This is a genomic window from Leptospira borgpetersenii serovar Javanica, assembly GCF_003046425.1.
Taxonomy (GTDB): Bacteria; Spirochaetota; Leptospiria; order Leptospirales; family Leptospiraceae; genus Leptospira; species Leptospira borgpetersenii.
In genome coordinates this window covers 59,741-82,760 of record NZ_QAJG01000003.1, presented here as the reverse complement: position 1 = coordinate 82,760, position 23,020 = coordinate 59,741, and the positions used below count along the sequence as shown (strand labels likewise).

Annotated in this window: 20 protein-coding genes; 7 read left to right on the top strand and 13 right to left on the bottom strand. The window is 39.8% G+C overall.

Going from position 1 to position 23,020, the window contains the following annotated elements:
* Positions 1-552: 552 nt before the first annotated feature.
* Both CLV95_RS03170 and lpxD read right to left on the bottom strand, forming a co-directional pair.
* The gene (locus CLV95_RS03170; RefSeq protein WP_016749453.1) at positions 553-1,461 is read right to left on the bottom strand and encodes a DMT family transporter; all 909 of its coding nucleotides are present in this window, start codon (positions 1,459-1,461) and stop codon (positions 553-555) included.
* Positions 1,462-1,843: 382 nt separating this feature from the next.
* Positions 1,844-2,860, bottom strand: a complete 1,017-nt coding sequence (lpxD, locus tag CLV95_RS03165; RefSeq protein ID WP_002726605.1) for a UDP-3-O-(3-hydroxymyristoyl)glucosamine N-acyltransferase — start codon at positions 2,858-2,860, stop codon at positions 1,844-1,846.
* 290 nt (positions 2,861-3,150) lie between these two features.
* Here lpxD and CLV95_RS03160 point away from each other — a divergent pair, with 290 nt between their 5' ends.
* The 3 genes from CLV95_RS03160 (at position 3,151) to CLV95_RS03145 (ending at position 5,926) form a co-directional block, all read left to right on the top strand.
* A complete protein-coding gene (locus CLV95_RS03160; protein ID WP_016749454.1) occupies positions 3,151-3,348 on the top strand; it encodes a hypothetical protein in 198 nt (65 codons plus the stop codon).
* Positions 3,349-4,208: 860 nt separating this feature from the next.
* On the top strand, positions 4,209-5,198 hold the full coding sequence (locus CLV95_RS03150; protein WP_002726617.1) for an ABC transporter permease: 990 nt from the start codon (positions 4,209-4,211) through the stop codon (positions 5,196-5,198).
* A gap of 26 nt (positions 5,199-5,224) precedes the next feature.
* The gene (locus CLV95_RS03145; RefSeq protein ID WP_002726632.1) at positions 5,225-5,926 is read left to right on the top strand and encodes a class I SAM-dependent methyltransferase; all 702 of its coding nucleotides are present in this window, start codon (positions 5,225-5,227) and stop codon (positions 5,924-5,926) included.
* Between the two features lie 66 nt (positions 5,927-5,992).
* On the opposite strand, the gene CLV95_RS19210 is transcribed toward CLV95_RS03145, so the two are convergent.
* From CLV95_RS19210 to CLV95_RS03130, 4 genes are all read right to left on the bottom strand, one after another.
* Positions 5,993-6,907 carry a hypothetical protein gene (locus CLV95_RS19210; protein WP_002735617.1) on the bottom strand — a complete coding sequence of 305 codons (915 nt, stop codon included), beginning with the start codon at positions 6,905-6,907 and terminating at the stop codon, positions 5,993-5,995.
* A 50-nt stretch (positions 6,908-6,957) separates the two neighbouring features.
* A complete protein-coding gene (locus CLV95_RS19205; protein WP_002735580.1) occupies positions 6,958-8,115 on the bottom strand; it encodes a WG repeat-containing protein in 1,158 nt (385 codons plus the stop codon).
* A gap of 51 nt (positions 8,116-8,166) precedes the next feature.
* Positions 8,167-8,382 carry a hypothetical protein gene (locus tag CLV95_RS19715; protein ID WP_002726623.1) on the bottom strand — a complete coding sequence of 72 codons (216 nt, stop codon included), beginning with the start codon at positions 8,380-8,382 and terminating at the stop codon, positions 8,167-8,169.
* 710 nt (positions 8,383-9,092) lie between these two features.
* Entirely contained in the window at positions 9,093-9,860 is a 768-nt protein-coding gene (locus CLV95_RS03130) for a beta-ketoacyl-ACP reductase (RefSeq protein ID WP_002735533.1), read from the bottom strand.
* Positions 9,861-10,021: 161 nt separating this feature from the next.
* Here CLV95_RS03130 and CLV95_RS03125 point away from each other — a divergent pair, with 161 nt between their 5' ends.
* From CLV95_RS03125 to CLV95_RS03110, 4 genes are all read left to right on the top strand, one after another.
* Positions 10,022-10,729: an alpha/beta hydrolase gene (locus CLV95_RS03125; protein ID WP_002726593.1), complete on the top strand. Its 708-nt coding sequence runs from the start codon at positions 10,022-10,024 to the stop codon at positions 10,727-10,729.
* Complete coding sequence (locus CLV95_RS03120) at positions 10,726-11,400, top strand: hypothetical protein (RefSeq protein WP_002726659.1); 675 nt, start codon at positions 10,726-10,728, stop codon at positions 11,398-11,400. The genes CLV95_RS03125 and CLV95_RS03120 overlap by 4 nt, the downstream gene beginning before the upstream one ends.
* Positions 11,401-11,739: 339 nt before the next feature.
* Entirely contained in the window at positions 11,740-12,165 is a 426-nt protein-coding gene (locus CLV95_RS03115) for an FxLYD domain-containing protein (RefSeq protein WP_002726639.1), read from the top strand.
* Positions 12,166-12,527: 362 nt separating this feature from the next.
* Positions 12,528-13,337 (top strand): prohibitin family protein, encoded by an 810-nt coding sequence (locus tag CLV95_RS03110; protein WP_002735614.1) that lies wholly within the window; start codon positions 12,528-12,530, stop codon positions 13,335-13,337.
* A 286-nt stretch (positions 13,338-13,623) separates the two neighbouring features.
* Here the strand turns inward: CLV95_RS03110 and CLV95_RS03105 are convergent, their stop codons facing one another.
* The 7 genes from CLV95_RS03105 to CLV95_RS03075 all read right to left on the bottom strand — a co-directional run bounded on the left by CLV95_RS03105 (position 13,624) and on the right by CLV95_RS03075 (position 22,881).
* Complete coding sequence (locus tag CLV95_RS03105) at positions 13,624-15,864, bottom strand: WGR domain-containing protein (protein ID WP_002735638.1); 2,241 nt, start codon at positions 15,862-15,864, stop codon at positions 13,624-13,626.
* A gap of 299 nt (positions 15,865-16,163) precedes the next feature.
* Complete coding sequence (locus CLV95_RS03100) at positions 16,164-16,880, bottom strand: phosphate signaling complex PhoU family protein (protein WP_002735526.1); 717 nt, start codon at positions 16,878-16,880, stop codon at positions 16,164-16,166.
* Positions 16,881-17,229: 349 nt separating this feature from the next.
* Positions 17,230-17,604: an MAPEG family protein gene (locus tag CLV95_RS03095; protein WP_308442737.1), complete on the bottom strand. Its 375-nt coding sequence runs from the start codon at positions 17,602-17,604 to the stop codon at positions 17,230-17,232.
* A 493-nt stretch (positions 17,605-18,097) separates the two neighbouring features.
* Positions 18,098-18,274 carry a hypothetical protein gene (locus CLV95_RS18720; RefSeq protein WP_002735518.1) on the bottom strand — a complete coding sequence of 59 codons (177 nt, stop codon included), beginning with the start codon at positions 18,272-18,274 and terminating at the stop codon, positions 18,098-18,100.
* Positions 18,275-18,556: 282 nt separating this feature from the next.
* The gene (locus CLV95_RS03085) at positions 18,557-19,750 is read right to left on the bottom strand and encodes a M23 family metallopeptidase (protein WP_002735538.1); all 1,194 of its coding nucleotides are present in this window, start codon (positions 19,748-19,750) and stop codon (positions 18,557-18,559) included.
* 1,221 nt (positions 19,751-20,971) lie between these two features.
* Complete coding sequence (locus CLV95_RS20010; protein WP_230456572.1) at positions 20,972-21,076, bottom strand: hypothetical protein; 105 nt, start codon at positions 21,074-21,076, stop codon at positions 20,972-20,974.
* A 386-nt stretch (positions 21,077-21,462) separates the two neighbouring features.
* Entirely contained in the window at positions 21,463-22,881 is a 1,419-nt protein-coding gene (locus CLV95_RS03075) for an Lcl C-terminal domain-containing protein (RefSeq protein ID WP_002735590.1), read from the bottom strand.
* Between the last annotated feature and the right edge of the window lie 139 nt (positions 22,882-23,020).

Here is a 23,020-nt window from a genome sequence, read left to right as displayed (position 1 = left end):
CTTTACCACAAAATCATACTTCTTGCAAGTAAAAAGCCTCATTCTTGTCGGAACACTTGAAAAATATCAGTTTTTGATCCTTATGATCCCAAAAGCCTTCTTAATTTGTGGGTAACGTTATGGTAGAGTGCGGCATTGAGTTTGAAAAATCCAATTGAAACGCTTTCTACGAAAGTGTTTCAATTATGAAATTTATGAGCGATTTGCCCGAACTTTCTTACAGCGCGTCCCTAAATTCCGTCGAGCGCCAATAGAAGCGAAATGCTTTAGTTACCCGAGCGCCACTTAGGAAGCGAACGCGTTTTAGTTTTCTACTTTGTCAGAAAGATCAAGCTGCAAGGTTCTGTCCCAGTTGAACCTTATATCGAATTCACGTTATTTGCATTGAACTAACGTTAAGCCAGCGTTTTTTCGGGAATTTAAATTGGAATGACGTATTTTTCGATAATCATTTTTTACTTTGTGACTACGATTTACTCGAATGGAAAGAGGTCTGAAAGTTTATTTTTGAAAACTGTTTTTTTACAAAGATCCTAATTTCTGATTGGAATTTCAAATTCCACTCTTTTTATTTTCATCATTTTGATTTCGATTCAAAAGAAAAACTGCAAGTACGGCAAAAGTGCCTCCGATCATAGTTGTAAGATTCGGAGATTCATCTAGAAAAATCCAACTTCCCAAAAGAGCTGTGACTGGAACTAAAAAGATAAACGAACTCGCAACTTTCGAACCTAATTTGGTGGAGGCAAAAAAGTAAACCGTGGTTCCGAAAGTTGTAGAGATCACGGAGAGATAAAAAATATGAAACCAAAAATAAGGCCCGGAACTCAAAGCATTTTCCACTCCGTAAGGAAACGCGAGAAATAAATCTAGGATTGTTCCGATTGCAAAAACATAAAAGCTATACACAAGCGGGGAAATTGTCTGTCCCGTACTGTGACTATTCATGCTTAAGAAGGCCCAACTAACCGCACAAAGAAGAAAAAAAATATTCCCGGATCGGAATAAAGAATTCAAATCGAATTCCCAAAGCCTAAGTAGAATACAACCTCCGACTAGACCTAATAAAAGTCCGATTCCTTCCCGAGCGGAAGGCAACTTCTTTTGGAAGGAATGTACGAACACGTACGTAAAAATCGGGTTCATTGTGGTTACGAGAACTCCGACTGCTCCTGCAAGTCCATTTTTCAAACCTAGAAGAAAGAACTGATTGTAGATGGTATAGAGAATTCCACCAATTGTGATCTGAAATAAAACTTTATAATTCGGTAAACGGAAAAATCCTTTTCTCCAGAAAACGACTGGGAGAAGAGAGAGTGCGGTCGCTAAAAATCTCCAGAAGATAATCACGTTCGGATGTTGAGTTCCCACGATGAGCTTTGCGGAAGGCCAGGCAAAACCCCAGGAAATCATGGCAATTACAAGGAGGACGTAAAATTTTGCACTAGTATCCGATAACATAGTAATAGCTCTCTTTTACCAATTTCAGAAATTGAAAAACGGATTCAACCTTTACTCCGATTAAAGTAATAGAGAGCCCGTTTCTAATCTCAAAATGTAGGAACTACTACGATTTGGAACGATGGGAAAAATTGTCAATACGGCATAATCTGTAGAAGCTGCTACGTTCGGATGACAGAATTGCAAAATAATATTTTAGAGAAATATTAATCATTTGAATTGTAATTCTCTAAAATGCAAGTCTGCTGCGACTACTTGTTTCGGAAACTTTTGTCGTGTTTTTAGTCTCTAAAATAGCTACGGTGTAAAAACCAAAAACAACACCGCAAAAGCGGTGTTGTAAACTTGATTATCTTCATTTCCATGGGTCGTTTGATGGCTCTTAGTTCTTAGAACGATTCCTATGTTCTCTCACAAGTTCGGGAAGTTTAGACAGGGAGAAGTGAATTCTATGCATTTCCAAGGCGGGCTTTGCGGGAAAACCGAAGTAAGCGGCTTTCTCGGCAGTATCTTCACCAAGACCGGACATTCCCATCAGAATCGATCCTTTTTTCATCGTGATTCCTCCCATGATCGCCGCACGACCTCCTATGATAACTCCATCTTCCAGAGTAACAGAACCGGCAAGACCTGCGCCACCGGCAATATAGACATAGTTTCCGACTCTACAATTATGAGCGATATGAACATGATCGTCGAATTTCGTATGATTTCCGACAGTTGTAGTTTCGATCGTCGCACGGTCCACAGTACAACAAGCGCCCATTTCCACATAGTCTCCGATCACGGAATTTCCGATTTGAGGAATTTTATAACGTACTCCTCCCTGATCATAAAAACCGAAACCGTCCGCTCCGATTACGGTATTCGAATGAATGAGGTTATGTTTTCCAAGAATACAATTGTAACCAATCACAACTCCCGATTTCAATACCGTGTTTTCTCCGATCTTAGCCCCGCTTTCCACGATGACGTTCGGATAAATTTGGCAATTGTCTCCAATTTCCACATTTTCCTGGATTACGACAAAGTCCATGATCGTAACATTTTTTCCTAATCGAGCACTTTCATGAATACTCGCTTTGTCTGAGATCAAAGTAGTGGGGAGTCTTGGTTTCTTTTCAAAGAGAGAAAGTAACTTGATAAATTTCAGTCTTGCTTCATGTTCCGGTACGATCAATGCCGAGGTAAACTCATCGGCCAAAGAAGGAATGGTCAGCGCCAATTGAACCTGCTTCGCTTTCGGATTAGAACTAAAATATTTTTTTGCTTCGAAGTAATAAATTCGATCCGGTAAAACGTTCGAACGGTTTTCAATGTCTCCGACTCCGTTGACGTCCAGTTCTCCGTTGCCCTTAAGTACTACTCCGAGCGTTTTTGCTAAATCTTTGGCTTTCATAAGATCAAATTTTTCTCATATAAAAAAAGGACTCAACTCGTTTTTTATATTTAAGATTTGTTAAACGATGAAAAACGGACACGGTTCGTTATTTTAATTGTGGTGGTTCTTTATAAAAGATTGATTCTATAAAACCGAAAATTTTTCTTGAAACCTGTTTCAATTTTTGTAAGGAAAAGAATTTAAAATATTCAGAGTATAGTCCGTATATTCAAAATTTAGAAAGAATATGCTTGTGGATGGCTATATAGTGAAAAATTGTTTGTTTTTCCATAAAAATAAAACGAAAGATGAAACGGAGTCAATGCCGAGCTCTTGCTCCGAGCATTCCGTTGTCCTTTCAATTGTCTTCTGCGATTGAAAATCTTCGTAGTTCTTACATTCTGAGATCCGCTCTAAGTGCAAGTTTAAATCAAAGCAAGGTTTCGGTTCTCGGAAAAATCGTTTCCGCAAAAATTACATTATTACATTCAAAATTTATGATATAACTTCAAGTGTGTTTAAACCTCCGGAGATTATGAATCATGGATCGATTCCAGTCGGAACTATAAAAGGAAAATCGAATCGTCTTCGTGAAATGTATTTCTTTTTTAGGGAAAAAAAGAATGTGGGAACTTATACAGTTTAAAATTTTTTTGTAAATGAAATGCAGGGAAGTTTCCGCAATTTCGAAGATTTTGTCGCAAATGCGGTGTGGAATTCCCGGAGTTATTAGAAACTACTCAAGAATATTTTAGATGATCGAATTGGCGTTTTAAGCAAAGATAAAGTATTTCTGAGATAGTTCTTAACAAAAACCGTAGTAAACGTCTTTTTGCAAATTTGCATTTTATGCGAGAAAACCATAATGATAGGGAGATGGGTCGATAAGGGAATCGGAATCTAGGAGGGAGGATACGAGTGTGTATCGAATTAAGCGAGCTCGACTTGGTTTAATTTTTGTATATTCTATTTTTTGCAAGTTATGACTTCCGTTTCACGGAGGCGTAGGGTAGAAGTTGCGCTTCCAGTTGAAGTGGAATTTAAAACCAAAATCGACGGAGCATTTGCGCCGAATAAGCTCACGGATCGCTTGCGAAATTTTGAGACGGGTTCTGTCGGCTCTCGAAACAAATCCGAAAAGAATTCTATTCTTCGGTTATCCTTCCTCGATCTTATATCGTTTAGAATTGCTTTTCAAGGGGTTTGAACGGATTAGAAATTGAAAATTATCACTCCATCGAAAAAAAATAATATTTTTGAACACGTTCGGAAATACTATTGATGGAAAATGACGTCCGTTTAAATTCATTTTTAGTTTTGGAAAACTTCGTATTTTTCAAAGACCGGGATCAATCGAGGAAAATGTATGGAATCGGAAAATCAAATTTCTAAAACGAAAAAAATCATTATAACTTGTCTGATCACGGCCGCACTTCTATTCTTTTTAATTTCCGCTCCGTTTTGGGCCTTGAATGAGCAATACGGATTCGTTCTTTTTGTGGCGTATCCGTTTTCATTGGGGATATTGAGCGGATTTTTAGTTTCTTTTTTCACAAAAGAGGTCACTCGAACTTTCTCTTATATATTTAAAACCACGCTCATACTAACGGTTATCTCCATTTTAGTTTTTTTATTCTACGCAAAGGAAGGATTGATCTGTGTGCTTATGGCTCTTCCTGTTGTTTACTTTTTTCTATTCTTAGGGACTGCGTTCGGCTCAGTGATTTGTCTAAGAGTTTGGTCCAAATATCTGCTGATACTTACGATTTTATTCTTTAACATATCCGCATATGTCTACGATCAAAACGATCGGGAATTGGATTTGCATAATGTGGAAACTTGGGTGGAAATCGACGCTTCCAAAAAAGAAATTTGGGACAAGATCAGTTCCCCCTTCAAGTTCGGGGAAGCGGAGAATTTTTTTCTACACAACGGAGTTTCCTATCCGATTTTTATGGAAATTCTAAAATATGATAAAAATAGAATATTGCATTGTGTTTATACGAACGGGGAAACTTCTGCTCGAGTGGATTTTTTCGAGGATCGGAATCGGATCGCGTTTTCCTTTCCGGAGCCCCAGGTCACCATGAAAGAAACTTCCTTCTACGGAGAGGTCGAGCCGAAACACATTCGAGGAAAGATCTGGGCCCGGTCCGGCGAGTTTCGTTTGATTGAGATTTCCGAAAACAAAACCAAACTTGTAGCGACTACGAAATATGTAAATAACCTGGGGCCTAAATTTTATTGGGAATTATGGGAAAATTATCTGATGGATGAAATGCATCGCCACGTTCTGAACAACGTCAAGAAAAAAGTAGAATCCGAACGAACTCATTCGCATTTTGAAAACGATTAATCTTAATTTAAGAATATATTAAAAATATGATATTATCCGGAAACTTCGAAAATCAGAGAAAGTTCTTCGATCTATTTTCAAAAAGTTACGGTTTTATGGAAATTCTCACGTTCGGATTCGCAAATCGTGCGAGAAAACGTTTCCTGAAAATTTTGGATCCCACAAACGACGGAATCGTTTGCGATCTGATGTGCGGAAACGGAAACAATATCGGAATTTTAAGAAAGAATTTTCGTTGTAAAAGGATCATAGGTGTCGACGTTTCCGGGGGAATGATTCAAGTCGCGCGCGATCGTTTCGGGGAAGAACATATCTTTTACGTTACCGAAAACGCGCTTGCTTCTTCGATTCCATCCAGTCATTGCGATTTTGTGACTTGTAGTTTCGGACTCAAAACGCTAAGACCCGAGCAACGAATTCTTCTGATAGACGAGGTGTATCGAATTTTAAAACCATCCGGTACTTTCGTTTTTATGGAGTTATCCAAACCGGTCGGATTTGTTTCCGTCTTCTGGAAATTTTATTTTCTGTTTTTTCTGCCTTGGATGGCTAGATTGTTTTCGTATCCGTTTGTACGGAAAAAATATTTAATGGATTCGATTTCCGATTTCGGAAGTATTTTTTCCGAAGAAGAATTTTATCGTAAGGTTTTTTCGAAGTTAAAATTCTTTCGTTGGTATGGAGGAATTGTGACCGGAGTTTTGGGAGAAAAAATGGAGACGCCATGACCGTTTCGATTTTGAGAGATTGTGATTTTGTCAATTCAAGGGAGAGCAATATGAACATCGTCTTTTCTAACGTCCCATTGCCTTAACCCGTTGTACGATTTCTTTGAATTCCGGATTTTCTTCAAGTGAGGAAAAATATTCTCTCGCCCATAAAAAATGAGTGCTTAAATGTTCTTCCTCTTTGAGTTCCCGCAAATGTTGTAGTGCGAGTTCGGGCTTTTTATCAATCGAAAAATATCCGGCAAGCACAAGCCTCAAACGATTGGATCGAACCGTCTTCGATGCAATCGGTAGAAGTTCGGCGATCGCTTTGATATATTCCGGTTTTGATTCTTCTTTCCAATAAGTGAATAAAAAATGATTTAATGTTTCCGCCAGATCGTCCTGTGATATTTCATTGAACTTGTCTTGATACTGTTCGGCCCATTCTTCTTTGCCGAAGATTTGAGAAAAGTACGGATGATCTTTCAATATTCTCCGCTGAATGAATCCTTTCGCGTCGAGAATTTCGGGTTTGTTTTTCCCGACTTTGAACAGGATCGTTGGCGGTTCGTTGTGCGCATAGGCTCGATAGATATAAAGTGGATCCATTTTTTTGATCTTTAAAAAATCCGTTCGTGTTAGAGAATATGCGACTGCTTTTTCAAAAAGAACGTCGAGCAGTTCATTTTTAAGCGATGATTGAATCCGTTCCGATTCTTTGCACGCGGGAACAACCTTGGAAAAAACGAAATCGAAATCGACCGCACTTTCGCCTCCGTCGAATTCGTTGAGTAAATCGTCCGGATCGTTGTTATCGATCGCAAAGCACACAGAGAGACCGACATTTCCTTGCGTATCATCCCAGAAGAAAAGCGCTCCGCTCAGTTCTCCGGAGAGGTCCGTCCCTAACTCTTTCCAATTTGTATCCAACTGATCCACGGTTTTAATAAAAACTTCTTCCCATGAAATTTGTGTTAGCTGGGAAATCGATTTGCGCACCGTTTCGTCGCTTTGAGAAAAATCCGAAACGATTTTATGCGTCCTTTCTTTTATGTCGGCGAGAAGATCCTTCGGAATAACGATGTCATTTTTTTTCGCTTTGGCGATGGGGAAGTCATCGGAACGGATTCAAATTCACTCCAGACGAGTTTTCCGTTTCTTGTGAAATACTGCTCGAAACTCGGTGACTTTGGATTGGTAGATAAGGTAACTCTTAGCAGCGTAGGAAGAGTGTTGTCTATATGATTGTAAATCGGCTCGAGTATAAATTCACCCTTAGGATTGATCAGTCCGTGTTTCTTTTTGATTTCAACATCTGCGATACCGTTTAAAAAGGGATAAGCCCTTGTAAAAGCGGGTTGAATGATCCAATCTCCCAATTTGTTTATATAGCCCCATTTATGAGTCAACACGTCGGCTATCTCTTCGGAAAAATCTCCAGTCGAATTAAATTTTGTTGGAATCGTTATGTTTCCGGATTTATCGATATAACCCCACTTCGATTGTTTATCGTGCATTGCCGCAAATCCGTTCGAAAATTCATTCGCATAAGAGATCGTAGGTTCGATCTCATATTCACCCTTTGAGTTGATGAATCCGTACTTTCGAGTTTTCTTATCGACTGCTCGAGCAAGACCTTCACTAAATCTACCGATCGATTCGAACTTAGGCGAAACCATATACGCACCGTTTCTATCGATCACTCCCATTCCGCTGGAATCTTCCGCGGTCACCGCCATCCCGTCCCGAAAGTAAATTCCATTTAAAAATTTATGTGGGATCGCAAGTTTTCCGGATGAATCTACGGCCCCCCATTTTTTAGTTTCGCTGGATTGTACTACACCGCGTCCTTCGCGGAAAGGTTCGGCCCTTTCATATTCTAAAGGTATGATTAATTCTCCCGATAAATTCATATATCCGTATTGAAATCGACGCGGCTTTACTTCGCTATACGCGACCGCCAATCCCTTGCTAAAGGAGAACAAGTTTACGTTATCCGAAACATCGAAGATCTTTTCGTTCCGCGCGTTGATTAAAAACTTTTTTCCATCTTTTACAACTATCGCAACACCTTCTTGAAAGCCCTCGGCCCGATCATATTCTGGTTCGATCACCCATTGTCCTTGAGCGTCGATATATCCCAGTTTAAAGTTTTTTTTATCTTTGGACCACTTACGGACGCAAAATAGAGGTGCTCGGTCTTTCATAATTATTTTCTATCGAAATTTAAATTTATATCATTCCACAAGAGATTTATCTTACAAGAAAGAATTCAGGATAGGGAAGATTTCCCGAAAAGCCGGACATGGTTGCAAAAGATTCCTTAATCTCAACTTACGGTTCTTTGATAGACTTAGAACTTGTCCCGAAACCGGGATAGAATCTTGCAGTTTCACCTTTTTGATAAAGTAAACCAGATCAATCCTAAGGACGTTTTCCTTTTTTGGGTTTCCGGAAAATTTAAAATCGACCATGAGAATATAAGGATCGTTAGCCGATAACAGGTCGATTTCGTGAAGAGTTTTAAACTTCAGTCCTTAACTCCTGTCGGACCGTTTACAAGTGCGTTGATCGGACGATTTCTGTTTGTATAATTCGGATCTGTGGCAAAATTTACAGAGTTTGAAGTCAGCAAAAAATTTCTGGAAGTGAAATCAATCCAGGCGGAGTCGCCAAAACACTGATAGCGATCATACTTTGAGAACTGTTTGAAAATTCGCCGACTGACGTATTCTGGTCGGAAAGTCTGAACTCCAATTTGATTTGCACCGTTCCGGCGGTTATAAGCCCTAACAGCAGTGGATTTCAAGCGTTGTCGTTTCCGCCTTTATTTTTACAACTTGTAATTAGGAAAGAGATGAGGACGATTTTCGCCTAAATGACAGCTAACGTTCATTTTTGATTTTTTTCAGATCTCATCGTTGTACCTCGCTGAAAGGCAATATACGGATTTGCAGAGACGAGTAAGACGGAAAACGAAGAATTTTATCGAATAGGAACGAAAAAAATCTCTTACAATCGTAGAATGATTCAACAGATCCATTAATAGGAAGAGCAAACGATCGAATGTTTTACGAAATCGGAAGATAAACTAGAAAAAGAGGATATAAAATTTAAAAGACGAACGATATGTTTTCGAGGACGACGATTGTGCGTCGTCCATTCTTTACAAAACTACGATCGATTACATTCCGATCGCGGCACCTCCGTCCACCCTCAAATATGTACCTGTAATATAATTGGATTGATCGCTTAAAAAGAATTTCACGGCGTTTGCAATCTCTTGTTGAGTGCCCGGCCTTCGAAGAGGAATAAACATAGGGTCGGTTAATTTTTTTTGAACCTCTTCAGGCAAAGAAGCCGTCATATCGGTTTGAACGTAACCGGGGCAAACGGCGTTTACGAGAACGTTTCTTCCTGCAAATTCTCTCGCAGCAACTTTTGTAAGAGCGATCACTCCGGCTTTGGAGGAGGAATAATTTGCTTGTCCCGGTTGTCCGGTAAGTCCGGAAACGGAAGAGATATTAACGATTCTTCCCGACTCCGCTTTGAGAAGAAGTTTGGAAGCGTACTTAGTCATTAGAAAAACCCCTTTCAAGTTTACGTCTAAAACAAAATCGAATTCTTGTTCGGACATTCTCATAAAAAGGTTATCCTTGAGAACTCCCGCGTTGTTTACGAGGAAATCAAGTTTGCCGAATTTCTCTTTAACACCCGAAATGACGGAGTCGCAATCGTCCGGTTTGGTTACGTTACAGGAAAGTCCTAAAGTTTTTACTCCGAATTCTTTGGTGATGTCGGCGGCAGCTTGTTCGATATGTTCTTTGTTTAAGTCGACTACAACTATGTCGCCTCCTTCTTTTGCGATTGTATTTGCGATTGCTCTTCCGAGACCGCGCGGAGACGCAGCTCCGGTGACGAGCGCTACTTTCCCTTCGAATTGTTTAGACATGATTTCCCTCGTGTCGAGTTTCTAATTGGCTTTCCATTTCCGTAAGAGAAATAGAATTGCCAAGTAAAAACTTTCTTTCGAATTTCCTTTGCCTTTTAGAATCGGGAATATAGATTCGTTTCAATGAATATTCTTTTATTTCGTTTTTGGAGAATTGAAACATGCAATCTTCTTATAATCGTCCTTTAGAAATGATCGGTCCGATCGAAGCCGTCCATTTACCTGGAAATCCCGAAGCATATACGGTAGTTCTTTTTCACGGTTACGGGGCAAACGCATACGATCTTTCTCCTCTCAGCGCGTATTTGGATCTTCCGGACGGAACAAATTGGTTGTTTCCAAATGGAGTTTTGGAGGTTCCTGTAATGCCTGGTTATAATGGAAGGGCTTGGTTTCCGATTGATATGGAGGCTTTGCAAAAAGCGATGATGACAGGGGGGTATCGTGATTTTTCCGATCGTTATCCGGCGGGATTAGAAAGCGCTCGAGAGAAAGCAATGGATATGATCCAAAGTCTCGGAATTCCTATGAATAAGATCATCTTAGGAGGTTTTAGTCAAGGTGCGATGCTTGCGACCGATATCACTCTTCATTCCGAAGTCGCTCCTGCGGGACTTGTGATTTTATCGGGAACTCTCATTAGTGAAACGGATTGGAAAAGACTCGCCGAAAAAAAGAAGGAATACAAATTCTTTCAGAGCCATGGAAGAATGGATCCAGTTCTCGGATATCCCGCCGCAAAAAAATTGGAGCGGCTGTTGATCGAAGCCAAATGGAAAGGGGAGATGATCGCTTTTCAGGGTGGACATGAAATTCCAGAAATCGTACTTAGAGGAATGAACCTGTATCTCAGGAACATTACCGGATGACGAAACTCATAGAGAAATACATCGCTTTAAAGAATAAATATCGAAATTACGATACGAAGGAAGCTCTGAAAAGAATGCAGGCTTTCCGAATTGTTCTGAAAGATCTGGGGGAAAAAGGTTTTCATACCGGAGTCGAAATTTTGGGTTCGATCAATTTCGGAATCGTGGAAACCGCGTCCGATATAGATTGTATTCTTCTTCATTTTTGCGATCTTCATAAGGAAGTCGAATGCCCCGAATATTGCCCTAATTTTCTATACGAAACCGAAGAAATCAAAACTTCTCTGCGCAAGCGTCTAAACGACGAGAATTTAAAAGTCGAGTTCTTGGATTGTATCAATCTGAGAATGGTAGAAAAGGCGATAGAGCAAAAGGAGAATCTAAAAGACAGCGATCTTCTCAAACGACTGATGTTTTATAGAACGATCGGAAGACCGGTCAATCGTCCTTTGTTCATTCCTTACTGCGAGAAACTCGAAGAGAACGAGGAATTCATTCGGGATATACTCGACTGGGGCTCCGAGGCATTGGAAGATTATCTAAGGACATCCAGACATAGATTTTCGTTCAGCAAATACAACGAAAGAATCGAAAGTTCCGGGCTTCAATTACCGCCCGGACTTAAAGAAGAATTAAAAAGTTATCTCGACGAGGTTCCGGAGAACGGTTGAATCCGTAATATAATTCTGGAAAATGGAACTTAACAAAAACGAATTCCTGCGAAAGCCTAATTTAAATTTTATAATAATGGCAAGTGTCGCCTAACTTCGATTTTCATTGTGTTTGTTATGTACGATTCCCGTTCGGGCATTCTTTTTGTCGATCGATTTACAACATAACCTTATCTACAAGTCCTTGGATCTGAAGATCAGAGTTTATCCCGATTTTCGTTTTGCATAGAGACGGCTACGATGCCTGGCAAGTTTTGCGTGTGCCCGTAAGTTTTAAAAATATAGGAAAATTGTTTCCGTTTTTTGAATTGAGTGATATGCTTTCTAACCGAGTATTCTATGAGCGTTCAATTTCGTATCGCCGTTTTTCTCGGCAAAGAGCTTCTTCAAGATTCAACAAGAATCATAATCGAAGTAGCGCCTTATGTATTCTTTTTCTTTTTTTCGATTCCCGTTTTGATTTGGGGCAGATCCAACGGAGAACCGACCATTGACGGAAAATACAAATATTACAACGTAGGATTGCAGGATCAATTCACCTATCTTGAAATCAATGGACAGATCGAAAATCTATCCGGAAAAGATCATGCCGAAGCTTTTTTTACGATGAACTTTTATGATAAAGATGATATTCTGCTGGAAACTTGTCAGTTCGCGGTACAAGGTTTTCCGTCGGGACACAAGAGAGATTTTTATGCGAGTGTGAAATACGTGGATCCGAAACGGATCAAACGTTTTACGATTGAGTTCGAAGGAGAAAATTAGTGGAAATCATCTAAAAACGTCCTAGAAGGATCGGGATTAGTATTTTCAATAAAGATAAAATGTTTTTGAGATAGTTTCTGATATTATCCGAAATCTAAAAAGGAACCCCGATGCGAATTTTACCGGGAATCGTTTAGAGTTTTATAATACGAGGTTTTAAACTTTTCGGTATAATTTTAAAACAAAATGGAGAACTTTTAAAAGGATTTTTAATGATATGGTATGAGAAAAACTCTAAAATAAAAAAATCGGATTTTTGATCTGGTAAAATACGATTTTTGGTATTCGTCGGTGAAAACTGTAGACTTAAAACGATACGACAAATTCGTGCTCAGTCCGAACGGCTAAGGAAGACAAAGACTATGAATGGAAAGAGATTTTGGTTTGTTTTAACATTGTTACCGACTTTATATTGCGGTTCGACGGTTCGAGCCGGAGAAATCGGACTTTTTTGGAAACCTTTCGGATTTTCGGACGTAGGATTGCATAAAGAGCCCGTGTTGAACGGATTCTATTGGTTGCTTCCTTGGAACGATATTTATACTTATTCTACGCAATGGAACGCTTATAAGGAAAAAGTCGACGTTCTGACCAATGATGATTTGAAGATAGACGTACAAGCGATTATCATCATGAGACCGATTCGGGAGGAAGTATATCAACTTCATATAGAGGTCGGTCCTGAATATTACAGAAGTATTGTACAACCGGAGTTTAGGGCTTCGATCCGAAATGTGGTTTCTCATCATCAGATGATTCAGATTTCTAAAAACAGCGCCGTTCTAGCCAGAGATATAAAAACCGCAGTGATCGAAAGAACGAAAGGAAAACATATCGAAGTATTCGACGTGATCTTGGACGATATAGAATATTCTTCCAATATGCTACATGCAATCGAAACTAAGTTGACCAAACAACAGGAACTTGAGCAGCAAAAATACGAACTGGAAATCGCCGAAAAGAATATTGAGATCGCTAAAAAAAGGGCGCGAGCCGATGCGGAAGCGCAGTTGATTCGAGCTGAGGCGCAAGCGAAGTCGCAAGTGATTATCAACGATAAGTTAACCACGAGATATCTTCAATACAAATCGTTCGAAAGTCCGAATTCCAAGCTGATCTTTGTGCCACAGGGTAAGGATAATCTTCCAATCGTCGTGAATCCGAAAGAATAATAGTATCAGGGTTATGCGGATTTGTCCGACAGGATATACTCGGAACTACATAATAAAGTGCACAATCCGATAGAATTGTTGAAAAATCTCATAATGACGATTCACAAAACTGCTTCAATCGATCGTTTCCGGAAAATAAAAACAGATAAAGAATTAATTTTCAACAACTCCAATGGTTTATACATCAATTATATGAATTCTATGTAAGAAAAAACTGGGGCTGGACGGGATTCTCTTTATCAGTTTTATCTATAAAACAAAAACTCGCCTCAAAAACTTCTAAATTTTAATGTAACACAACCAAAGAGTGAAATTCGGGATCATCTTTAAAATTGTCGAAGTCGCTGTCTTCAAAATCCTTTTTCGGTTTCCCCAAACTCAGTGCCAATTTCGTATAACGCAGAACGTTCTCCTTGTTTTTTTCCAAAGAATTCAAACAGGCAAGATTGAACGCGAGTCTTGCATCCTGAATGTCCGAAGGTAAAAGATCTTCGAGCAAAGAAAGATATTTGCCGTCGCCGTATTTGGTGATGAATACGATGATGTCGCCCGCAAAGTATTCGGCTGTGTTATACGAATTCCCCGTTTCATTTCCTGTGAGGGTGGAATTCCCATTAATTTCCAAAGAGCGGTAGATATTGCTATAACACTGAAGCACCCATTTGGCGGCATCAGGTTTATTTTCCCTTAAGAATCGATTGAGAGCTGCGGAACTCATTTGCATTCCAAGATCACTCAAGGCCGTTTTTTCTTCCTCGTCTACTTTCTCTTTGTATTCCAGGATTTTGTTGAATTCTCTTTGATAACGTTCTTTGTTTTCTTGAAAATTCTCCGCAAGACGATTCATACTTTTTTCTATCGTATCTTTCCAGATCCAAGGATAATTCTCCATGACGTCGCCGACGATATCGTCGATCAGTTCCTGTTCTTCTTCGGGAACCTCTCTTTCCTTTTTATTCTTACCTTCCGTAGAGAATAAACTTTTAAAAAATTCTTTTTTGATTCCTTCGGCGGGATGATAAGCGACTTCGGCTTCCTCGTCGTGATAATGAGAATACGCGATATAAATTCCTTTTTCGTCCAAAGGAAGTTTTTGAAAGTCCTCTCCGTTTGCAACCGAGACTAAGTTTTGAATCGAAAGATAAGCGAGAATGTCCCGAGTGATTGAGTAGTCGTCTTCTAAGATTTTCACAACTTCGCTACCGTCTAACTCTTCGTTCCGATTTTTTCCCAACACAGACTTGTAAAACGAAGTAAAATCGAGAATGTATTCGATTTCGTTGGCGCCTTCCGAAATCGCGTCCTCGTAGTCGACTCCGGAATGCCAATCCAACCCGAGAAAAATCACTTCTCCCGCGTCGTCCCAATAGGAATCGATCACGAGAATTTTTTCATCGTCCCATTCTTTTTTCGCCAAGGAACCGACCCAATTTGAAATTGTTCCGTGGATTGACGAGGACAACGAATGCCAATCGAACTCTAACAGACGTTTGGCGATCTCGGGATGATTCTTCGAAATTGCAACGGCTTTATGAGCCAAAAATTCCTGAAACGCTTGCGTAACAACCGGGGAGCCGGAAAGCGTCAACTCTTGTCCGGAGTCGTATTTGCGGGCGCCTAAAATCCAATTGGCGATTTCGCGGAGAATAAAACCTCCTATCCCGAAACCGACGAGCGTCGGTTCCAGTTCACAGGATTCGTGATCGATCGTCGTGACGGCAAGTTCTCCGAATTTGTTTTTTATGAATGGATGAAATACATACCAGATCTGTTGGCCATTATCAAAGGCTCCGCCGAAACACTGAATGTCGCCGAAACACTGTTCCAAAATTTCGAGAGGAGCGGGAACGATCCACCAATCGTCTCCTTTTTCCAGAATTTCTTTTTCCCAACCTCCGTCTCCCACGACAAGAGCGGACTTTTCCTTATCTTTGGGCTCAACGCCTAACACCCATGTGATGGCCAAGTCGTCGTTGTCGTGATGGAAAGAAACCCCGTTGAAGTTTGTAACGAACTTCGCCATCGAGTGCGGAACGGAAGAATGGATTCTACCGATGTAAGGAGCGTTCCAGCGAATATGCACCTTGGTTTCCTCGTCATAGTGCCAAGGAAGCGTAAAAACGAATTGGTCGTTTTCGATGTAAATCTCTTCGATTTTGGAAACGATTTGATCCAGGACTGCGGCGCATTCTTCGGTTTCGGTAAGAATTTCGAAATGAGAACGAAGCGCCTTTTTTCGATCGGGCGCTTCCAGGACTGCGTTCCAGGTTGTGAGATAATCGGCGTTACCGCTTAGGGCTTTGAAAGAAGGAACACGATCGGATTCTTTGAATCCAAGTATGGATTTTTGATCGATGAGTTTTTGAAATTCTTTAAAACATTCTTCTCCCGTTTTGAAATTACGAATCGAACGTTTTCCGATTGTGTTGCCGATTTTTCCGAAAGAAAGAATCAAAGAAAGACCGGAGATTTCGATTTGCCAAAAGATTTCAGAGCCATTCTCCGAATGAATGAAATGTTTTTTCATACTTGAACCAAACGTGTTTTGATAAGAATAGTCCGGACACTATAACGGATTTTACTGAAATTTTCATATCAGTTTATATATTAAAAAACAGTGAATTATATTTACAACGGGTCCCAAAACCTGCGGAAGGGCTTGATACAAGATACATAGGAGTGAGCGCACTTTAGTTTTCTGCTTTATCAGAAAGTAACTAAAGTGTTTCGCTTCTATTGGCGCTCGGGCAACTCAACGTCTCGCTTCTATTGGCGCTCGACGGGGTCTTATAGAATATTCAAAACGATTGTCGGTAAGAAGAACGGTCAATTTATGGTCTCTGCAATTGCCTGAACCGGATCGGAAACGTGTCTGATATCCATTCCCGTGTTTAAACGAACCAATTCTTCCGCCATATTGACTGCATAGTCTCCGGTTCTTTCCAAACAAAGGATAAGTCTGTATACGTCAGCAAATTGATTTTTATCTAATCTTGGATCCATAACGAACTTTAAAAAGGCGGATTGACAGAGGTTATTGATCTCTTCTTCCACAGTGTGAACGCTTCCATAGAATCGATTTTTTTCTTCGACTAAGGATTCAACGGCCATTCCGACGATCGTAATGACTCTGGATAAAAGTCTGTTGAGAATTTCTTCCTCGCAGAAAAATCGTTTTGGGATTAGACCTCTTCGAAAACATTTGGCACAGTTTACGATTTGATCTCCCATTCTTTCCAAATTTCTAGTGATCCGAATCGCCGAGAGCGCGAATCGAAGAGGGTCACGTTTTAAAACGACTTCTCCATCCACCTGATCCATTCCCATAGAATTACGGTTGGCTACAGCTTCCAAAATTGCATTCTGAGAAAGATTGTCGTTTTGTTTTTCAAGATTGTCGATTAAATCGTCTCGATCAATTAGCTTTTTTGCAAGTTCGCTGTCGTCTTTTTCTAAAGCGTCGTCTAAAAGGAGCACTTGCTCGAGGCATAGTTCCGCCATACTGTAGAGATTTTTACGAAGAAAGTCAAATTTAGAAAACATAAGATTAAGAATCAGACGGACAAAGCTTTGAGTAAAAAGAATCCTTCTTAAAAAATATGTTTGGTCAAGTAAATTTTCTTTTTAGAAAATCTTGCCTCTTTGAGGTTTGATAACCGGAATTTTGTTCCTTGCAAAGGCCAGATTCGCCCAAACTTTTTTATATCGAATTCACGTTAAATATGATTGCCGGTTCCAAAAAAAGAAACAGAGTTTAAAATCCGATTTTTTTCGTGTCGGTTTAATACAACTTGATCCTTGCACAATTGGGTAAACACGAATTTTGAGGCGCTCTTTCTTGTTTATTAGACATAAAATTTTGGAAACTCATTCATATGGGAGTTTAAGCCGATCAAGCGATTCCAGTGTTGTGAAGAATGTGCCAAAGAAGGTATGTAAAACTTCCGTATTGTACGATAAAACCGGTGAACTGGGTATTGATTGCAAACACTGAGCCTGAACTGAGATGAGCGAGAGTCTGAAAAATTCTCGCACCTAAAACGATCTGCGATACAAGTCCGAATGTTTCGTCTAAAACTCCGGTGAAAGCGCCAACTAAAACTAAGACTCCGAAAAGAGGTAGATTTTCTATACAATTGAGATGAGCTCGGTTGAGCCTCCAATAGAATTCGCTTCCATGTTTGATTCCTGCGGGAAATTCATCCGATTTGTTTGTTCCCATCAATACTTTGAATGATCGTATGCTCACTAACCAAAGTCCGAGCACGAGTGTCCAAGATACAAAACCTAATAATGCGATGATTGCCGGATGCATTCCATTCTCCACGAATTGTTATTTCGGAGAATAGAATCGACTCGGCATTGAAAAGCAAGTCGGATTTAAGAATCCTTTTTACATTTATTTCGAATGTTATCTTTGCGAGATTGTTTCAGAATTTCAATCATACCTTCGATTTTTCAAAGTTACCCTTAAATATGGATCGATTTGAGTCGGGATAGTCGTTGATTTTGAAGGTTCCTATTCTATTTTTTTAATATAACACAATTGTAGTCGGTAATATAGAGATGTTCAAGATTGTGTTTCTCATAGTTTGCCGGTTCATGGAATTTTTTAACCGCAGATTAATGTATCCTAACTAACGTGAGTTCGGCATAACCAATGCGAAAACGATTGAAGCGTAGGAGAATTAAAATCAAGCGCTCTGAAAAACTCAATGCATCGCTTCCTACGGGTCGCTCTGCAGGTCGCTCGAAGAAACTCAGCATCTCGCTTCTATGGTCGCTCGATAGATCGCGTTCTCTGATAAATTGTAACTAAAAACTTGTCCCAAACCCTCGGATGTAGGAACTCCTACGTTCAGAGGATAGAAGGCTTTTCTTCGAAAAGCAGTTCGTTTTGCTAATGCAGTTCTCTTTTTTGTTTCCGCAAACTGCATTCTAAATTCGTGATATATTATCTCCCCGTTTCTGTACTCTGTCTAGAACGAGCGAAGCGAAGTTCGTCAGTTCAGAAAACAGACGACTGAAGGAGAACGCTCTTAGATCCTTCTGTTGGTTTTCTTGTCTTGTGATTAATGCTCGCATCTAATCCTCGTTTTTCAAGCCCGGCGGGGGCGTCATTTTGTCTCAATACGAAACATCTCATTACGTTTTTTTGCAATTTATTGACTGGGACCCGGTCTTTGTTTGTAAAGGCTGACTTCACGAATTCACGTTGACTAACGTTCAACGACCCAGGTTTTGATGATTTCGATGTCGTTGATGACTTGAATTTTATATTTGCCGGGTTGTCCGGGAAACAAACTCCAATCGAAGTAGGAAACGGAAGATTTCCACTCGGGTTGAAGAATCCAATCGATTCTTTTGCAGATCGAATCCGGATTGCATACTTCGACTTTCAGATCATATTTTCCCGGCTTTCTCACTTCGAGTGCGAGAATCGGTCGTTTTTGTGGATTGAATTTTTCTTCGCATTCGGAAAGTTTTTTTTGAATAAATTCAGAGCAAATTTTAAAATCTTCTTCAAAGAAAATTTTGCCTGCGGGCAAGGCGTTCGAAGGATTCCAATAAACCACACCTTCTTTAAGTTCGTCTAACACTCCTTCGTCGGTTTCGAAAGAAATGGAAACCGATTCTAAGGTTTGAAGATCTTTCTTGTGTCTTAAAACGTGAAAATGTAAATGTGGAGCGCTACTAAAGCCTGTATTTCCGGAAAAGCCGATTCTTTCTCCCGTTTGGACGATTTGTCCGATTTGAACTGAAACTCCTTTGTGTTTTAAATGAGCGTATTCCGCTATGCTTCCATCTTTATGTAGAATCTGGATGAAGTTTGCTTTGTCTTTGTAGAAGGGGGTCGTTCCTCCAGATTGATATTTGTCTTGTATTGCGATCACAAGTCCTTCTCTTGCGGCGAGAACGGGGCTTCCTTCTGAAAGTGTAAAATCAAGCGCATAAGTGAATATTCCCGTATGTGTGAACTTCCCGTTGTATCCTTGCCCGACCCTAGCAGAGGATTCAAAAGGTAAACGATACGGAAGGTTTCTCGCTTTGGAACCGTCATCCCCCGCTCTTACATAGACGTTTGAGTTGTAAGAGCGTTCTTTGTGAACGTCGATCGGACTGATTGTGAGAATTTTTTTCGGTTCCGAACTGCCTTTGGAAATAAAACGATATGGTAGAAGAACGTCGGACTCGAAGTTATTCAAAGTCGTGAAATTAAAATGGATGATAAAAGGATATTCTCCCGAAGGTGTTCGGTTTTGAACGTAAAATTCTACTTTGTTCTCTTCGCCGCGGGTAAAAATACAGATCCATTCTTTGGGTTTACATTCGCCTTTTAAATCGAAGGTTTCCGCAAATAAACCGTAAGAAGTAAATACGGTAAAAATTAAAACGACAATAAGATTTCGCATATCAATTTCATTATTTTCGATGCGCTATAAATTAGTAAATCATCATTATCTTCGGTGCACCTGTTCTCTTTTTCGAACTTTTTGACTGTTGAAAAGTTTATTCCGTTTTGAAACTTCGTTTTGAGATGAAACAACGGACCTTTAAGTTATATTCTTTATACTCCGATCGTAATTTCTTAGTTTATCATTCACCTTTGAAAAAATGAAATTTTTCCAAAACAGGAATATTAAAAACTTAAAGTTGCATTCATTGATTCTACGTTGTAAAAATTCTCAATTGAACGAAAATGGTTTTATTCTCTGTAACTTCGGTTCAACCCCACGCCGATTTTGCATAACCTTACCCACAAGTATTTGGATCTCAATAGAGTTGTTGAAAAATTCCATGATTCGGATTAACAAAACCGCTTCAAACATCCATTTCAACGAAGCAGAAACGGACAGAGAATTAATTTTTCAACAACTCTAATATAAATCTGTCGGAATTCCGACAAATCCACCGTAAAACTTACACCTGCAAGTGATTTATAGAGAGCGTTGCATGAGTTTTCCCTAATTTTGGGAGGAGGAAAGGCTTGGAGGACTTCGCACTATCGGAAAATCATACTTTTTGCAAGTAAAAAACCTCATTCTTGTCGGAACACTTCAAAAATGTGCGTTTGGATCCTTCTGATTCTAAAGTCCTCTTCAACTTGTGGGTAAGGTTATGCATGTGGGGAAAAGTAAACGATGAAAGGATGGTTTTTGATTCTACTCGGTTCAACCCCACGCATGTGGGGAAAAGGAACGCTTCGGTGATGAAAAAGAAATCCCCAACGGTTCAACCCCACGCATGTGGGGAAAAGGCTAAAAATTTATATAGTAATTTTACATATTATGTCAGCTTAGAGTTATTTTTAAAGATATGATCTGGTTTTGTATTTTTGTTCACAAAAACGATTCGGTTTGTAAGAGAAAAATCGAAGGAACCTTCAAAATCTAGTATCTCGCGAAACAGATCGTCGTGAAAACGAATTTCGGAACCAAAGAAAGAGGACCGAATATTTTGAAAGGATTGGGAACGATCTTGTTCAGAAAGAGAGAAATTGTTTAACATAATATTATGTATATCGGAATTAGATGAATTGAATGTCCTAAAAAAACGGAATAGATTTATCCTTCGATCTATAAATTTTAAACTTATGGGGGACAATCTCCATTTCTGAATCAGGTTCCTTAGATCTATGTTTTCCTTGATGGATGTATTGAAACATGTCCAAGGACTTCGATCATAACTTGGATGTTTTCTTTCCAGATCCGTCGGGTTGATTTTCCCCAGATTTCCAATTCCCCGAACCAAACCTTATCGTGTGCATCGGCAATAGGTCATTTTGCCTGAATCGATCCTCCTCTTGAAACGATTCTGGTTGTGCGATTTGCTGTAAAAAGGAATATAACGTATAAAAACGGAAGCTGGAATTGGTTTGAGGAAAACCGTCAAAACAAAAGTGCAGGAAAATTTCTTTCTATAAAAACGCAAAAAGACTTCAAGATGTAGGGTTCGTAAAACTCCAAAGGGTGAGGGACGTAATCTGTAGGACTTTTGCTATTTTATTACCGACTTGCCGAAAGACTATACTGATTTCTTTTAAAGTTTTGAGACAGACTCTAAGAATAAATTCAAGGGGATCAAATACAAATTCGGCCTACAATTTGTTTGGAGTAAAATGGAATCAGAGACCATCACTGACGCAACGTACGTAGTTGGAAGCACTTAAGTTGGCGGTGTTAATCACCGCATCCGTAAAATTCACTCTAAAAATCTGTGAAGCCGGGATGGAATTGCTCGTAGCGTATTGTGATACTGCGGGAGTATTCGGAAAAAAGGTCGAATTGATTTTTGTGCTCGTTGTCGAAGAAAAATCCAATAAACTTCTCAGCTCGTGCACATTGGGAAGCCTCCAGGTGCGACCGGATAAATTCAAGTTTTTGCATGTAGTTAAAGCCGAAACGAAATTATGGGAGGTTATATTTCCTGCATTACATAAGGGGGATGTGGGCGACCAGATTTGTCCTGCGGAACATTTTTGCCAAACCAAGCCCGTAAGATTATCTTTTACGGTTCCATTATTGAAATCGGAAAAATTGCGGATAGGTATCGTACCACCGGATACACAACGAACAAACATATTTCTCGACGACTTATTTGCGGAGTTGTTCGATCCGTAAGTGAAATCAAATCCCCAGGCTTCGGTAGTATATGACATATTGGTTGTGTTCGACCAGAATTCTCCGTCCCCAAGCGGAAACTCCGTAAGATCAATGTACGCCGTACTTGGGGTTTTATGTGTGCTGAGAGTCATCAGTTCTTCGATTTCCGGCAGTCTCCAATCGCGAATTCCGGCATATCCAAGTCCTGCGTTTATCTGATTCAGATTATTACAATAGGTTATCGCATCCGATTGTGTGTAACTATAGTTATGCGCCGAACAAACGGCGTTATTTTGACCGACGGCGCAGTATTTCCAGGTAAGCCCCGTTTGTCCATCGATCGTTACCGGTTGAGCGGTATAATCAGACAAAACGACGTTAGACTGAAAGGCTCTGGGAACTCCGGTTGAATAGTCCGCGTCCTGGCCGGGATCATCATTACAGAAGGTAAAATAACAATTAGTTTGCCCCGCATCCGTTAGACGAAATACAGGAATAACCTGAACAGTATAATCTTTAATGCTTTTGTCGGTTGCAATCACTCTATATATCACCGGAGACGAAAAATCGTTCACAGTTTGACTGCTTATTTGGGGAAGGCCATTCACTTCGACATTCGCTCCGGTACTTATAAAAGTCGCCTTTAGACGATGAATTGCTCCGAACGGAACTTGGACCGTAATTAAAGTCCCGGAAATTTCCCCGACAAAGTCGGTCGTAAAAAAATGATTGGAGGCTTGAAAATGAAAGGAACTAATTTCTTTCGGTTCGGAACTTTCGAGATTACCCTGACTCTGGTTATTCGGTCCCAAGGCGATTCCTCCTTGGAAAAGAAGCCCTGTTGTTGAAGAAGCATCGATACTGATCCTTTCGGCTTGGGAACAAGATGCAAAAAACAAAATTGACGCGAACATCCAAAGTAAACCAAAAGTTTGATTCATAAAAAAGGTCGTTTTTCCTTCGCTATAAAAACTATAATTGGTTTAATAAAATAAGTCTTATCAAGTTATAAGCTAAACGATGATAGAAAATGAGCTATTTTTTTGTATACGAGAAGAAATCGATGGCAGTTTTAATGAA

What these genes read in the sequence shown, in the direction of transcription:
- CLV95_RS18720 (WP_002735518.1), bottom strand. Translation starts at nt 18,274, where the DNA reads ATGCAGTTTGCGGAAACAAAAAAGAGAACTGCATTAGCAAAACGAACT.
- CLV95_RS19715 (WP_002726623.1), bottom strand. Translation starts at nt 8,382, where the DNA reads ATGGTCGATTTTAAATTTTCCGGAAACCCAAAAAAGGAAAACGTCCTT.
- CLV95_RS03110 (WP_002735614.1), top strand. Translation starts at nt 12,528, where the DNA reads ATGAATGGAAAGAGATTTTGGTTTGTTTTAACATTGTTACCGACTTTA.
- lpxD (WP_002726605.1), bottom strand. Translation starts at nt 2,860, where the DNA reads ATGAAAGCCAAAGATTTAGCAAAAACGCTCGGAGTAGTACTTAAGGGC.
- CLV95_RS03130 (WP_002735533.1), bottom strand. Translation starts at nt 9,860, where the DNA reads ATGTCTAAACAATTCGAAGGGAAAGTAGCGCTCGTCACCGGAGCTGCG.
- CLV95_RS03160 (WP_016749454.1), top strand. Translation starts at nt 3,151, where the DNA reads ATGAAACGGAGTCAATGCCGAGCTCTTGCTCCGAGCATTCCGTTGTCC.
- CLV95_RS03120 (WP_002726659.1), top strand. Translation starts at nt 10,726, where the DNA reads ATGACGAAACTCATAGAGAAATACATCGCTTTAAAGAATAAATATCGA.
- CLV95_RS03125 (WP_002726593.1), top strand. Translation starts at nt 10,022, where the DNA reads ATGCAATCTTCTTATAATCGTCCTTTAGAAATGATCGGTCCGATCGAA.
- CLV95_RS03145 (WP_002726632.1), top strand. Translation starts at nt 5,225, where the DNA reads ATGATATTATCCGGAAACTTCGAAAATCAGAGAAAGTTCTTCGATCTA.
- CLV95_RS03150 (WP_002726617.1), top strand. Translation starts at nt 4,209, where the DNA reads ATGGAATCGGAAAATCAAATTTCTAAAACGAAAAAAATCATTATAACT.
- CLV95_RS03105 (WP_002735638.1), bottom strand. Translation starts at nt 15,864, where the DNA reads ATGAAAAAACATTTCATTCATTCGGAGAATGGCTCTGAAATCTTTTGG.
- CLV95_RS03075 (WP_002735590.1), bottom strand. Translation starts at nt 22,881, where the DNA reads ATGAATCAAACTTTTGGTTTACTTTGGATGTTCGCGTCAATTTTGTTT.
- CLV95_RS03170 (WP_016749453.1), bottom strand. Translation starts at nt 1,461, where the DNA reads ATGTTATCGGATACTAGTGCAAAATTTTACGTCCTCCTTGTAATTGCC.
- CLV95_RS03085 (WP_002735538.1), bottom strand. Translation starts at nt 19,750, where the DNA reads ATGCGAAATCTTATTGTCGTTTTAATTTTTACCGTATTTACTTCTTAC.
- CLV95_RS19205 (WP_002735580.1), bottom strand. Translation starts at nt 8,115, where the DNA reads ATGAAAGACCGAGCACCTCTATTTTGCGTCCGTAAGTGGTCCAAAGAT.
- CLV95_RS03100 (WP_002735526.1), bottom strand. Translation starts at nt 16,880, where the DNA reads ATGTTTTCTAAATTTGACTTTCTTCGTAAAAATCTCTACAGTATGGCG.
- CLV95_RS03115 (WP_002726639.1), top strand. Translation starts at nt 11,740, where the DNA reads ATGAGCGTTCAATTTCGTATCGCCGTTTTTCTCGGCAAAGAGCTTCTT.